The 12,865-nt window shown below is 61.0% G+C and carries 13 protein-coding genes and 2 tRNA genes; 6 read left to right on the forward strand and 9 right to left on the reverse strand.

Annotated elements, in window-relative coordinates:
• Window positions 1-56 precede the first annotated feature (56 nt).
• From NW853_RS12190 to NW853_RS12200, 3 genes are all read right to left on the reverse strand, one after another.
• Window positions 57-815 (reverse strand): TIGR00297 family protein, encoded by a 759-nt coding sequence (locus NW853_RS12190; protein WP_414349137.1) that lies wholly within the window; start codon window positions 813-815, stop codon window positions 57-59.
• Window positions 816-863: 48 nt separating this feature from the next.
• A tRNA-Ser gene (locus NW853_RS12195) sits at window positions 864-954 on the reverse strand.
• 155 nt (window positions 955-1,109) lie between these two features.
• Window positions 1,110-1,658 (reverse strand): hypothetical protein, encoded by a 549-nt coding sequence (locus tag NW853_RS12200; protein ID WP_414335305.1) that lies wholly within the window; start codon window positions 1,656-1,658, stop codon window positions 1,110-1,112.
• Window positions 1,659-2,189: 531 nt separating this feature from the next.
• Between NW853_RS12200 and NW853_RS12205 the strand changes: the two genes are divergently transcribed.
• Together NW853_RS12205 and NW853_RS12210 are read left to right on the forward strand one after the other, a co-directional pair.
• A complete protein-coding gene (locus NW853_RS12205) occupies window positions 2,190-3,167 on the forward strand; it encodes a PhoH family protein (protein ID WP_414335303.1) in 978 nt (325 codons plus the stop codon).
• Between the two features lie 18 nt (window positions 3,168-3,185).
• Window positions 3,186-3,917 (forward strand): HAD-IA family hydrolase, encoded by a 732-nt coding sequence (locus NW853_RS12210; protein ID WP_414335301.1) that lies wholly within the window; start codon window positions 3,186-3,188, stop codon window positions 3,915-3,917.
• On the opposite strand, the gene NW853_RS12215 is transcribed toward NW853_RS12210, so the two are convergent.
• From NW853_RS12215 to NW853_RS12225, 3 genes are all read right to left on the reverse strand, one after another.
• The gene (locus NW853_RS12215) at window positions 3,895-4,704 is read right to left on the reverse strand and encodes an alpha/beta fold hydrolase (RefSeq protein ID WP_414349138.1); all 810 of its coding nucleotides are present in this window, start codon (window positions 4,702-4,704) and stop codon (window positions 3,895-3,897) included. The genes NW853_RS12210 and NW853_RS12215 overlap by 23 nt on opposite strands.
• On the reverse strand, window positions 4,701-5,390 hold the full coding sequence (locus tag NW853_RS12220; protein ID WP_414335298.1) for a lysophospholipid acyltransferase family protein: 690 nt from the start codon (window positions 5,388-5,390) through the stop codon (window positions 4,701-4,703). Before NW853_RS12220 ends, NW853_RS12215 begins: the two co-directional genes overlap by 4 nt.
• 74 nt (window positions 5,391-5,464) lie before the next feature.
• On the reverse strand, window positions 5,465-6,592 hold the full coding sequence (locus NW853_RS12225; RefSeq protein ID WP_414335296.1) for a cob(I)yrinic acid a,c-diamide adenosyltransferase: 1,128 nt from the start codon (window positions 6,590-6,592) through the stop codon (window positions 5,465-5,467).
• 179 nt (window positions 6,593-6,771) lie between these two features.
• Between NW853_RS12225 and NW853_RS12230 the strand changes: the two genes are divergently transcribed.
• Both NW853_RS12230 and NW853_RS12235 read left to right on the forward strand, forming a co-directional pair.
• Complete coding sequence (locus NW853_RS12230) at window positions 6,772-7,716, forward strand: PLP-dependent cysteine synthase family protein (RefSeq protein ID WP_414335294.1); 945 nt, start codon at window positions 6,772-6,774, stop codon at window positions 7,714-7,716.
• Window positions 7,717-7,795: 79 nt separating this feature from the next.
• Window positions 7,796-7,876: transfer RNA gene (locus NW853_RS12235), tRNA-Leu, on the forward strand.
• Between the two features lie 82 nt (window positions 7,877-7,958).
• On the opposite strand, the gene NW853_RS12240 is transcribed toward NW853_RS12235, so the two are convergent.
• A complete protein-coding gene (locus NW853_RS12240; RefSeq protein WP_414349139.1) occupies window positions 7,959-8,450 on the reverse strand; it encodes a pentapeptide repeat-containing protein in 492 nt (163 codons plus the stop codon).
• A 160-nt stretch (window positions 8,451-8,610) separates the two neighbouring features.
• A complete protein-coding gene (locus NW853_RS12245) occupies window positions 8,611-8,889 on the reverse strand; it encodes a hypothetical protein (RefSeq protein WP_414349140.1) in 279 nt (92 codons plus the stop codon).
• 237 nt (window positions 8,890-9,126) lie between these two features.
• Here NW853_RS12245 and lptB point away from each other — a divergent pair, with 237 nt between their 5' ends.
• Window positions 9,127-9,855, forward strand: a complete 729-nt coding sequence (gene lptB / locus NW853_RS12250) for an LPS export ABC transporter ATP-binding protein (RefSeq protein ID WP_414335290.1) — start codon at window positions 9,127-9,129, stop codon at window positions 9,853-9,855.
• 10 nt (window positions 9,856-9,865) lie between these two features.
• On the opposite strand, the gene NW853_RS12255 is transcribed toward lptB, so the two are convergent.
• Window positions 9,866-11,323, reverse strand: a complete 1,458-nt coding sequence (locus NW853_RS12255; RefSeq protein WP_414335288.1) for a pyruvate kinase — start codon at window positions 11,321-11,323, stop codon at window positions 9,866-9,868.
• A 183-nt stretch (window positions 11,324-11,506) separates the two neighbouring features.
• Here NW853_RS12255 and NW853_RS12260 point away from each other — a divergent pair, with 183 nt between their 5' ends.
• Window positions 11,507-12,706: an LptF/LptG family permease gene (locus NW853_RS12260; protein ID WP_414349141.1), complete on the forward strand. Its 1,200-nt coding sequence runs from the start codon at window positions 11,507-11,509 to the stop codon at window positions 12,704-12,706.
• Window positions 12,707-12,865 lie beyond the last annotated feature (159 nt).

The raw sequence follows: 12,865 nt of genomic DNA on the forward strand, positions 1-12,865 counted from the left end.
GGCTGGGGGTGAGGGCCATCCCTCAGGGAGAGAGGTTGGGGGTGAGGGGCCCCTTTTTAGGATCCGATCCCCAAAAGCGCTCCCAATCCCACGGCCAGGAGAGCTGCTAGGGCTGTTTGAATGCCGTTCACCACTTCGTTGCTCATCCAGGCCAGGCGGGGTTGCAACACCACCCCCATCCAGCTTTCTGCCAAGGTGGCCAGGATCCCGGCCAGACAGCAAATGCCCAGCCAAAACGGGTCTCCTCTTACCCACTCCCCACCGATCCCCCAAGCCAAGGTGGCCATCCCTACCGCTGCCGCCACCCCTGCCAGGGATCCCTCCAGGCTCACGGCTCCTTCTGTGCCCGCCGGCACGGATTGGAAGGTGGTGATCAAAAAGGTCTGGCGTCCGTAGGCTTTCCCCACCTCGCTGCTGACGGTATCGGCCAATTTCGCTGCAAAGCTGGCACCATACCCCAACCACCACAGCGGATGCGGCAAGAAAGTGTAGCCCACCGCGCATACTGCCCCGGTCAAAGCGGATCCCCAGACATTTTCCGGCCCTCGCGCCCCCTCTCGCTTTTCGGCGATCCCCTGCGCCTGCTTGCGCCGGATCCCCAGCCGGGTGACGGCGGTGCCGATTAAAAAATAGGCCGCCACCACCGCATAGCCCCGCCACCCCAGCCCCCCCCACACCAACAGACCCAGTAGGCCTGCGTGGAGGACTCCCGCCCGCGTCAGCGCCTTCTGGGGGCTCAGCAGGGCCAGTGCCACCAAGGCCAGATTGAGCCAGAGCGCCACTCCCCACTGACTCAGCAGCCACGCTTGCCACATAAACACCCAAAAAGCAGTGAAACCGCCGCCAAGGGTCAACTGCAGAAACGGAGAGGGAGGGATTCGAACCCTCGACGGAGCTTTTGGGCCCCGTAACTTCTTAGCAGGAAGCCGCTTTCGACCACTCAGCCACCTCTCCAAAGCGGCAGAGACACCCTCCGTTGGGATCCAGCCGCCAGCTCACCTATTGTAGAAGATGGGATCCCGCCCGGCAACTGGGCCTGCAAGAACTCCGTCCCGCTGTCGCGAACGGTCGGGATCCCTCCTGGAGGTAACCCCTGGGCTTGGGCGGCCCTAGCTCACCACCTGCACGTAGATATCGAAGCTGCCGCTGTTGTCGCCGTAGCTGCCCTTGGCATCGTTGACGTTGAAGGCAATATCCAAGTTGGGATCCAGATCTACCTCTTGGGGCTGCTCCGGCGAGGATTCCCAAACCTGATGGGCCACCAGTTGGGCGTTGGGCTGGAACACCACAAGCCCGTAGCGGCAAAGACCGGGGTAGCGCCACTCCGGCGGGGTCGGGATCCCTTTGCCAAGGGGCGAGCGGATGCTGGTGGAGAAAGAAAAGCCGTAGCGCCAGGCCACATTTTTCACGAAAAAGCGGATGCGGCTGGCCCGCAGCGGACGCCCCTGCCAGTGCAGGATATTGCCGGCCTCTTGATTGACCCGCAGGTCAGAGAAAGCCATCCAGCCCTGCAAGTTCTCCTCTTGGGGCTGGGTGCCTTCGATCACTTGAGCTTGGCTCCAGTCTAAGTCGCTGCCATCGCAGGCGATCTGGCGTGGAATTTGGGTTAAATCCAGTTGTGGCAACCCTAGAGTACCAGACGCAGATTGGGTAGACATCTATCTCTCCTTTTTTTCAAAATGACTCCCGAAGTGAGGATCTGTAGAGAGCTTACAGGGATCCCAAAAATGAAGCCGGGGAAAGGTTTTAAAGACAAACCTATTCCTCTCCCTGCTGCTTGGTGGAGAATCTCAGATGAACTATGACATCGGGGTTGAAAACCTCAGGCTCTTGCTCGATCGGGCAAGAGATTGAGGGTTCAAGCTCCTTACGTCAATAGGTCAACTTTACTTGATGGATGGCGGCTATTCCCAGAGAAATAGGCCTTTGCAATACTTTTTTAGGGAACCTTAGGAATCTGTTAATTCCCCACGACTTGACTGCCGACCAAAGCCAGAACCCAGATCCTTACTCAGCGCAGATCTGCTGGGAACTCGTATTCCAAAACACATTAATTTGTGCAATGCCCCTGTTAAGCACTCTTGCGCTCATCTGGTCTCTGGAGCAGCTCTCCGAACCCAGAGCGCTCTGACAGCCGTTTTTGATAGGATCACCATTACAAGTCTCGCGGGGTGCCCGGCGCCCACGGCATGCACGACACTTCTGCTCCCACCGATTTCGAAATTATCTCTCTGTCCGATCCTCAACAGGCCATGTCTTTGGCGGGCATTCAGGAGGCCAACTTGAGGTGGATCAGTCGCTTCAGTGGGGCTTCTGTAACGCTGCGCGGGCAAGACCTGTACCTGAAAGGCACCCCTCAGCAGCGGCAGCAGGTGCGGCAGTGGCTAGAATTGCTGAAGCCGCTTTGGCAAACTGGACACCCTGTCACGGTGATCGATGCAGAGCAAGCTTTTCGCGCCCTCTCCGGCCAGGAGGCTGCGGCCTATCAGCAAGCGCAAGCAGGTGTGTTGGCCCGCACCCGCAAGGGAGAGCTGATCCGGCCCAAAACGCCCCGCCAGCAGGAGTATGTGCGAGCCATTCGCGCCCACGACCTCTGCTTCGGCATCGGGCCGGCAGGCACCGGCAAAACTTATCTGGCCGCTGTTGTAGCCATTGCTGCCCTGCAAAACCGGGAATATGAGCGTTTGATCCTCACTCGCCCTGCCGTGGAGGCGGGGGAGAAGTTGGGTTTTTTGCCGGGGGATCTGGTGGAAAAGGTGGATCCCTATCTGCGGCCCCTCTACGATGCCCTGTTCGAGTTTATCGACCCGGCCAAGCTGCCCCAGTTGATGGAACAAGGGGTCATCGAGGTGGCGCCCCTGGCTTACATGCGGGGGCGCACTCTCAGCAATGCTTTCATCATTTTGGACGAAGCCCAGAACACCACCCCGGAGCAGATGAAGATGGCCCTCACGCGGCTGGGCTTCCGGTCGCGCATGGTGGTTACCGGGGATCTCACCCAAACGGATCTGGGCAAGCATCGCCTGTCGGGCTTGGCCGCTGCGGAGCGCATCCTGACGGGGGTGGAGGGGGTTGCTTTTTGCTACTTTGACCAGCGGGATGTGGTGCGTCACCCATTGGTGCAGCGGATTGTGGATGCCTACGACCGCTATGAGAGCCAGCAGTGATACTGGTGATACCTACTCATGATGAGTTGCGGAACGGTGCTCTTTTTCGATGCGGTGGGCACCCTGTTTCGGGTGCGGGGCGGCGTTGGCCAAGCTTACAGCCAGGTGGCAGCAGAATATGGGGTGAGGGTGGATCCCCCAGCGTTGGATTGCGCCTTTGCCCAAGCTTTTGCCCAGGCTCCAACTCCGGCCTGCCCAGGCTTGACGGGATCCGTCTTGCAGGAATGGGAGCGGGCCTGGTGGCGGCAGGTGGTGCGCCAGACCTTCGCCCAAGTGGGATCCCTGGCTGCTTTCGGGGAAGGGCAGTTTGAGGTGTTTTTTGCCCACCTGTTCGAGTACTTTGCCGGGGCGGGGCCCTGGGAGCTCTATCCCGAGACGCTGCCGGTTCTACAGGTTCTGCAACAGGAAGGGATCCGGCTGGGGGTGATCTCCAATTTCGACAGCCGCCTGCCCGGGGTGCTACAGCAGTTGCAGTTGGGTTCCTACTTTTCCAGCCTCACCCTTTCCACCCAGGTGGGCTATGCCAAGCCCGATCCCCGCATCTTCCAAGCTGCCCTGGCGGCCCAAGGGATCCCTCCCGCAGCCGCTTGCCACATCGGCGATAGCCACCGCGAAGACTATCAAGGGGCCAAAGCAGCGGGCTTGAAAGCCCTTTGGCTGGATCGAGAAGGAAAAGATCGCTCCTGCCAAGGACGGATAGCCGATCTGTGGGGAGCCCTTTCCATTCTCAACGGCTCGCAGCAGAATTGAGCAGCAGGGGGGCGAAAACCCCATCTGGCTTGAGCAAATAACGCCGCAGGTTCATCTGCCGCTCCAGAAGACAAGCGTGGCCGCTCAAGGGCGAGATCTCCACCTGCGCCCGGGGCAGCCGCTCCGCCAGCCGGCCCACCTCCTGCACCGACGGCAACAGGCGATCCCGCCCCCCCGCCACCAGCAACGTCGGCAGGGTCATCGACTCCAGGGGCAGCTCCTCCACGACAAACGATCCCAGCAAGGCCAAGCGCTGGGCAGCCACCTCTGGCGGGACGCTGTGCACGGCCTGGCGCAATCGCTCCCGATCCGGCGGCTCGATTTGGTTGAGCTCGGCCAAAAACCCCAGCCCCCGCTCCGACAATTGGTGATAGAGCCCTGGCGGCAAAAAGGGCAGCAGCCAATGCCCCGCCCACCACCAGGGCCGACGTCGCAGCGACGAGGCCGGATTGACCAAAACAAGGCCGCGGCACCGTTCCGGCCAGCGGGCAACCACCAACAAGGCTAGGCAGGCCCCAAAAGATTCTCCACACAAGTAGGCTCCTGTTTCCAACTGGGATCCCACCCAGTCGGCCAGGGTCTCCCAGCTATTTCCCGCCTCTGGGTGGTTCAAGCTCAGGGGGCGAATGCAAAACTCCCGCTCCAAAGCCCGCGCCTGCCGGTAAAACAACCCGCCTGTGCCATCCATACCGGGCAGGTACAGCAACAGAGGCCGCTCCTGACCAACTGCCTCCTTTGCCGGGCAGATCAAGCTAGAGGTTATCAGCTCGCCACTCAACTTTCTCATTTCCCTGCCAATCCCAATTGCACCTGTTCTCGGGCCGCTGCGGTTAGCTCTTGAATCACCTGCATTCGTTCGCGTCGGGATCGGTGGCGCTGCTTCCCAGTGACCCAGAGGGGGGATCCTACTCTGAGCACCACCCGCCGATACAACACCACCGGATGTCCCCCTTCCTGTTGAAAGCGGGGCTCGCTGGGGTCAAACCAGCGAAAGAAAGCCATGGGAATATCCACCCCCCGCCATTCTTCCTGGGCCCACACGGCCACCGGCAGAATCGGCAAGGGATCCACCGTTGCCGCCAAGGCCAGATGGGCAAAGCCCGGCTGAAACTGCCCCAACTCCTGAGGCGAGGTCGCACGGGTGATCTGCTCCGCGCCTTCCGGAAAGATCCCCACCCCCACGCCTGCCGCCAAGGTGGCCTGCGCCTGGCGAAAAAAATGGATTTGCTGCCGGGATCCCTGCTTGAGGGGAAGGCAACCCAGTGCCAGGGCCACCTCCCGCAGCAGCGGCACCTGAGACAGGTAGTAATGACAGGCAAAGCGAATTGGCCGATCCAACCCCGCGATCAGCACCGGCGCATCCAGGAAGCTGCGGTGATTGCTCACCACCACCAGCGGGCCGGCGGGAATGCGCTCCCCCCCCTCCACCCACACTTCCGTCTGGAAAAGGCTGAGCAACGACTGAGCCAGCATCTTGGAGTCTGGCGGCCAAGCCAAAACAGACAGGGCTGGGGACAACGGTTGCCAGAACGCTGCGAAGGATCCCATCAATAGTCCACCCCGCGTCGCAGATCGGCTCCCTGCTCGGCATAGTGCTTGTGGCTCACCATTTCCGAATGGACAGAGGCCAGCTCGAAATAGGGCAAGGGGGCATGGCAGCGGCCCGTAATGATGATCTCCGTATCGCGCGGCTTGCGCAACAAAGCCTGCACGATCGGCTCCACATCCAGCAGCTCCAGATCCACCGTCGGGTTCAGCTCATCCAAGATGATGGTTTTGTACAGGCCGGAAGCAATAGCTGCCCGTGCCAACTCCCAGCCCCGCTCCGCTTCTACATAGTCGATTTCTTGCTGTTTACCTCGCCAGACAATCGCATCCCGACCGCAACGCTGGTGATCCACCAGGTCGGGGTAGCTTTCTCGCAAGGCCCGAATGGCCGCATCTTCCGTGTAGCCCGTTCCCCCCTTCAGCCACTGCATGATCAGCACGCGGTGGGAGAGATCCTTGCTGATGCCGCGCCCGATGGCCTGTAGAGCCCGACCCAGAGCGCTGGTGGATTTTCCCTTGCCGTTGCCGGTGTAGATCTCAATGCCGCTGGGCTGGCCGTTTTGGGGATCCGCCCCCCGGCGCAGGCTGCGCATTTCCGAGTGCAAGTCTGCCAGGTCGATAATTTCCTTGGGCGCCCCCCGCCCGGTGATGATCACCTCCATCTCCTCCGGCTTTTGCTTGAGGGTGTTGACGACCTCATCCACCGGCAGCAGGCCCAGATCCAGCACCGGGTTGAGCTCATCCAGCACCACCACCGAGTAAAATCCTGACGCCAAAGCTCCCTTGGCCACATCCCAGCCGCGGCGGGCCTCCTGACGGTCGAACTTGGTGATCTCGTCCGGGCCGAAGAACTCCCCGCGTCCGGTGCGCAATTGATCGATGAGATGGGGGAAGCCCCGCTGCAGAGCAGCAATGGCCGCATCCTCGGCGTAGGTGCGGCCCGGCCCCTTGAGAAACCGCACCAACAACACCCGGCTGGGGGCCGCCTTTTCGATCCCCAAACCAATGGAGCGCAGCACAACCCCCAGCGCCGCCTGGGACTTGCCTTTGCCCTCACCGTCGTAGACGTGGATCTGGCCCCGTCGGCGGTCGAACTGCTGGGCGGTTACAATGCCGATTTCTGCCATGCCCCTCCGCATCGTGCCGTTGTCCAGAACTCTTGCCCTGCTACCCCCATCTTAGAGTCTAGCCACAGGTTTTTAGGAAAGCTGGCCAGGGGCCAGAAAAAGCCCTCAAGAGCCGAGAAAGGCCAGGATAAGATGAGCAATGGCTGTCCAGTCAATGCCTGTCTAGCGAGGGATCCCCCTTGTATCCGACTGCATTTTCTTCTCGCCCCTTATTTTCTGCCGTCGATAGCCCCATTGAGCTGGTGGGTGGAACACCGCTTATCCGCCTGCGGCGAGTGGCTGCCGATTTGCCGGAATCGGTGCGGGTTTACGGCAAGGCAGAGTGGTACAACCCCGGTGGCTCCGTCAAAGATCGCCCTGCCCTGAACATGATTCGCGCCGGCGAACGCCAGGGCAAGCTCACCCCCGGCAAGATCATCCTGGATGCCACCAGCGGCAACACCGGCATCGCCTACGCCTGGATCGGGGCGGCCTTAGGCTACAAAGTCAAGCTGGCCCTGCCAGCCAACGCCAGCCCGGAGCGCAAGAAGATCCTCGCGGCTTACGGCGTGGATCTGGTCTTGACGGATCCCGCCCTGGGATCCGATGGGGCCATCGAGAAAGCCCGCGCCCTCTACGCCGAAAACCCCGAGCTCTATTTCTACCCCGACCAATACAGCAACCCCGCCAACTGGCAGGCCCACTACGAGACCACAGGAGTAGAAATCTGGGAGCAAACCCAGGGGCAGGTCACCCATTTTGTAACCGGGCTGGGTACCAGCGGCACCTGTATGGGGGTAGGGCGGCGCCTGCGGGAGTGCCGCTCCGATATCCAAATCATTGCCATGCAGCCGGACTCTCCCTTTCATGGCTTAGAAGGCCTCAAGCACATGGCCACCGCCCTCAAGCCCGAGATCTACGATCCCACCCTGCCCGACCAGCACATCGAGATCTCCACAGAAGCAGCCCAGAAAATGGTCAAGCGCCTGGCCCTAGAAGAAGGCTTGCTGGTGGGCATCTCTGCCGGGGCCAATGTGGTGGCAGCCCTACAGGTGGCCCGTCAACTTTCCTCCGGAGTGGTGGTGACCATCTTTTGCGACGGGGCTGACAAGTATCTCTCGGAGCGGTTTTGGACGGAGGATTGACCTTACCGCGGCAGGATGCAAGAGGGCCAATGCCCTTAACAACTGCACACCTCTGCCGCTATGATGGTTAGGCTTAGAAGCGGATGTGGCGGAATTGGTATACGCGCACGTTTGAGGGGCGTGTGGCTTTGCCTTGCGAGTTCGAGTCTCGCCATCCGCACTGGGCCCGACCCCTCTCCCGGAGCAGGAGAGGGGAAGTGGGCAGTGGCGAGCCAGCCGAGAATTGATCTCGGCCTTTTGCGCTATTCCCGAACGGCGCCCTGCAGGCGTGCGCCCCAGGTGCGGGCAAAGCGCAGGTCAGCCCCAGCCAGATTGGCCTCGCGCAGATCGGCCCCCCGCAAGTCGGCGCCGTACAGGGATGCAGAAGAGAGGTCGGCCCCTCGCAGGTTGGCGCCCCGCAAATCTGCCCCCTCCAGGTAGGCGCCACTCAGGTTAGCTCCGCGCAATTGCGCCCGCCGCAAATTGGCCCCCACCAGGTAAGACTGACTGAGATCGGCGCCCGTCAAGAGGGTGCGCTCCAGATTGGCCTCAATCAGGTCGGCACCCTGGAAGTTAGCCTCTGCCAGATCCAGGTTGCTCAGCTCGAGGGATCCCAGGCGGCAGTTGGGACAGGTTCGGGAAGCCATGAGATAGCGCAGGAAGCAGGCGTTGGGGGTTGTGGCGGCGGCAGTGGAGGCCACGGCTGCCGTGGTCAGCAGCGCTAAAACGGCGGCAGCTTTAAGATGTAAGTTCATGGTGACCAAGCCTCATCAAGGGTTGACGGCGACAATCCGCCAGAGCGGGGTTGTCCTGGGTTGGTCACATGATAGTGGCATCCGTCGGCTTCGACCACTCCACAGGTCTGCCTCGGCTCCCGGATTGACAAATTCCCTCAAGCTCGATGACGTTGTGGCCTTATCGCCCCAGAGCTGGTGGGCTATCGCCGGGCGGGGGCGGATCTTGCAGCAGCGGCTGCAGCCCATGCCAAGACAGTTGCCCCAACCCTGCCAAAACCCCCAGTATTGCTGAGGAAGCCAGGACGCGATCCCAGCGGATTTTCGGCCTTCTCGGGCTGAAAGCCAGGGATCCGCTCCTGGCAACAGGAAGCGAGCGACGACGCAAAAAGTGTCCACAGCGGCGACAGCGACGATCGGAGTCGGGGTTTAGCCAATGGCAGGCTGGGCAGCGGAGCATGGCAAGGCCACAGATCCCATAACGATCCCATTTTGATGGGTGGGGAGGATATCGAAGATTCCTCCGGTTGGCTTGAGGGCAACCATTACTGCCTGCACTCCCCTGGATTGTGGACCAGGTTTGGGGCATCCTCAAGAGAGCACCTGGTGTGCCACGGCAGCCGGGATCCCTATCTGGGTGACAGGCTGTCGTAAGCATTGGATAGGAAGCCTTGATCAGCAACTCTGTGCCGGCCCTATGCAGATCTACCTAGAAAACATCTGTAAGCGCTATGGCCGCCGTGAGGTGGTGAGCGACGTCAGCTTGCACATTCAGCAGGGAGAGATTGTTGGGCTGCTGGGGCCCAATGGGGCAGGGAAAACCACCACCTTCTACATCATGACCGGCCTGATCCAGCCCAACCGAGGCCATGTCTGGCTGGATGACCAAGATATTACTCACCTACCGATGCACCGCCGGGCCCAGTTGGGGATCGGCTATCTGGCCCAGGAGCCGAGCATCTTTCGTCGCCTCAGCATCCAAGACAACTTGCTTCTGATCATGGAGCAGACACGGGTGCCTCGCCGCCTTTGGCAACAACGCCTCAACCAACTGCTGGAGGAGTTCCGCATTGCCCATGTGGCCCACAGCCTGGGCCTGCAGGTCTCGGGGGGAGAGCGGCGCCGCGCCGAGATCGCCCGCGCCTTGGCTGCCGGGATCCACGGGCCGAAATTTCTGCTGCTGGATGAGCCGTTTGCGGGGGTGGATCCCATTGCGGTGGCGGATATCCAGGAGGTGGTGGCCAAGCTGAAGCATCGCGGCATCGGCGTGTTGATTACCGACCACAACGTGCGGGAGACGCTGGAGATCACCGACCGGGCCTACATTCTCAACGATGGAGCCATTTTGGCCAAGGGCACGGCAGCAGAGCTGGCGGCGGATCCCTTGGTGCGCAAGTATTACCTGGGGGAGAAGTTCCGCCTCTAACGAGCTTCCTCTACTGCCAGGAATACAAAGCCCGCAGGCGTTGGCTTTTCTTGTGCTGGTGGGCTTGCATGCGGGCCAGCAGCTCGTCAAGAAGGGCGACCGCCTCCAGCAGATAGGGGCCTTTGTTGAGCATCACGCATTCGGCGCGGGCGGACATCACCGCATCGGAAAGCTCGGGCCGCGAGGGCAGGCCCTCTTTGGTGAGCTGATCCAGCACCTGCGTAGCCCACACCACCGGCACATGGGCGGCCTCGCAAATCCACAGCAGTTCTTCTTGGATCTCGCCCAAGCGCAGCCAACCGATCTCCACGGCCAGATCTCCCCGGGCAATCATCACCCCCAGCGGCCTATCAGCAGCCGTCGCGATGAGAGCTGGCAGATTTTTCACCGCCTGTCGGGTTTCGATTTTGAGGATCAACCCCAAGTCGGGCCGGGCCTGCCGCCGCTCCAGCTCGGAAAACAGCAACTGCAAATCCGCCGGCTGCTGGACAAAGGAATAACCCACCAAGTCGGCATGCTGCACCACAAAATCCAGGTCTTGGCAGTCTTTCTCGCTGAGGGGGCGGATCTGCAGCTGGCTATCGGGGAAATTGAGGCCTTTTTCGGCTCGCAACTTCTTGCCCTGGGGAGCAACTTTGTCCACCTCCAGCACCACGCCTGCCGGCTCGATCCCCACTACGCGGGCGCCAATCTTGCCGTCGTCGATCCAGACGGTTGTCCCCACCTGCAGGTTTGCCAAAATCTCCGGCAGGGTGCAAGCCACCTGGCAGGAGATGTCAGAGTTGACCGGCGGCATGGCTGCCGTGAGCAGGATGCGATCCCCACGGTACACCTTGGCTTTGCCGGGAGGCATAACCACCGGGCCGGTGCGGATCTTGGGGCCGGCCAGGTCGAACAAAATCTTGCAGCGCCGCTGGGTCTGGGCTTCGGCCCGGCGCAAGTGGGCCAGCATGTTCTCCCACACCGAGGGATCGTCGTGGGCGCAGTTGATTCGCGCTACGTCCATGCCCCGTTGCAACAACTCCAGCAGCAGCTCCGGCTGCTCGGCAGCTTCGCTGGGCAGGGTTACCATGATGCGGGCGCGGCGGTGGGGGGAGGGAGGGCCAAAGAGAGCCTCGGTGTGCTGCTCTAGGGCCGCATCCCCGGCGTAAAACGCTTCATAGCTGGGTCCTTCATGACTCAGCCCTTGAGCGGCGGCCAAAATGGCGATTACCGCATCGAGGCTTTCCAAAACCCGCGATTCACATCGCCCCAGCGACGACAGCCCCAGGGCGGCCAGCTCCAGTTGCAGGCTGCGCAGATCCTGTTGCCGCAAAGCCAGATACCGCGCCAGGTTGTGCATGGCGGGAGAGGGATCCCCAGAGCAGCCCCAAGCAGCCAAGTAGGTCTGGGATCCCTGTACAACTTGTTGCCGCAGTTCCAGGAGTTTTTCCAGCAAACCTTTGAGATCGGGGGAAGAGGAAGCCATGCTCGCAACTTTCTGAAAGCAGCCTGTCAAGCCCAATTCTAGGTTGAGACTCACTTTTGCTCGACAGCAGTTGTTTGATTGAGGCCATGAACCTTTCATTCGCCGACGTTCCGGTCTAGAGTCGTTAACAGCCTCCGGCTGCTCTGGCTGGATCAGCCTACTGCTTGTTCTGGATCTGGTTTCGTGAAACTTTATTCACCCCCCACCCATTCAGTCGGTCAGCTCTCGAGCACGTTCTCCCTGGCTTGTGCGGTGGGCCTGATGGATCGCTATGTCCTCTCGGAGATGCTGCTGCCTTTTCTCTTTGGGGTGGGAGCTTTCACAACCTTGGTGATGGCGGTGGGATCCCTGTTCGAGCTGGTGCGCCTGGTGGTGGAGGCGGGGTTATCGATTTCGGCAGCCTTGCAGGTGTTCGCGCTGCGGGCACCGGGGATCATCGTCTTGACGTTCCCGATGTCGATGTTGCTGGCGACGTTGCTGGCCTATGGGCGCCTGTCTGCCGATAACGAGATCACAGCCCTGCGCGGCTGCGGCGTGAGCCTCTACCGTCTGGTGGTGCCGGCTCTCATCCTCAGCCTGTTGGTGACGACGTTGACGTTTCTGTTCAACGAGCTGGTGGTGCCGGTGAGCAACCGCCAGGCGGCCCTGACTTTAAACCGTGCTTTGAACCGGGATCCGGACTTCCGGCGAGAGAATATCCTCTACCAAGAATTTGGCGAGATCCTTGCGCCGGAGCCGGACGGCAGTTTTTCCCGCCGGCAAGGGCTAACCCGTCAGTTCTATGCCCGCAGCTTCGATGGCCAGCAGATGCGCGGCGTAATCGTCCTCGATTTTTCCAACGAGGCTCTCAGCCAAATTCTGCTGGCCCAGCGGGGGCGCTGGGATCCCCAGGAGAACCTCTGGGTGTTTGAAGAGGGCACCAACTACATCGTCTCGCCCGACGGCACCTACAGCAACATCGCCACCTTCAGCCGCCAGGAGCTGCGCCTGCCGCGGGCGCCGCTGGAGCTGGCTCAGGAGATCCGCAGCCCTGAGGAAATGAACATTCGCGAGCTGAACCATTACATTGAGGTGATCGCCAGCTCTGGAGATCTGCAGCGGGTGCGTCGCCTCCAGGTCAGCCTCCACCAAAAGTATGCCATTCCCTTTGCCTGCCTGGCCTTCACCCTCATTGGGTCGCCCTTGGGGTTGCGCCCGCAGCGCACCAGTTCCTCGTTGGGGTTGGGCATCAGTGTGCTGATTATCTTTGCCTTCTATGTGCTGTTGTTCATCACCCAAGCTCTGGGACAAATTGGAACGCTGGGACCGGCGGTGGCGGCTTGGTTGCCCAACTTGATCTGTATGGCCGTAGGGCTGGGGTTGCTCTACCGAGCCAATCAATAGCTGCCAGGCAGGGTTTTCCAGATGGGTAGAGGTAGGATCAGCTAGAAACCGCAGGAGCCCCGCCGTAGGGTCAGGGTCGGGAGAAATGCGGACGACGGATAATTGTGACATGGCCCAAGTCCTGACTATCTCCTGCAAGCTCAAGGTATCTGCTTCGCA

Source organism: Synechococcus sp. H55.11 (genome assembly GCF_047462475.1).
Classification (GTDB): Bacteria; Cyanobacteriota; Cyanobacteriia; order Thermostichales; family Thermostichaceae; genus Thermostichus.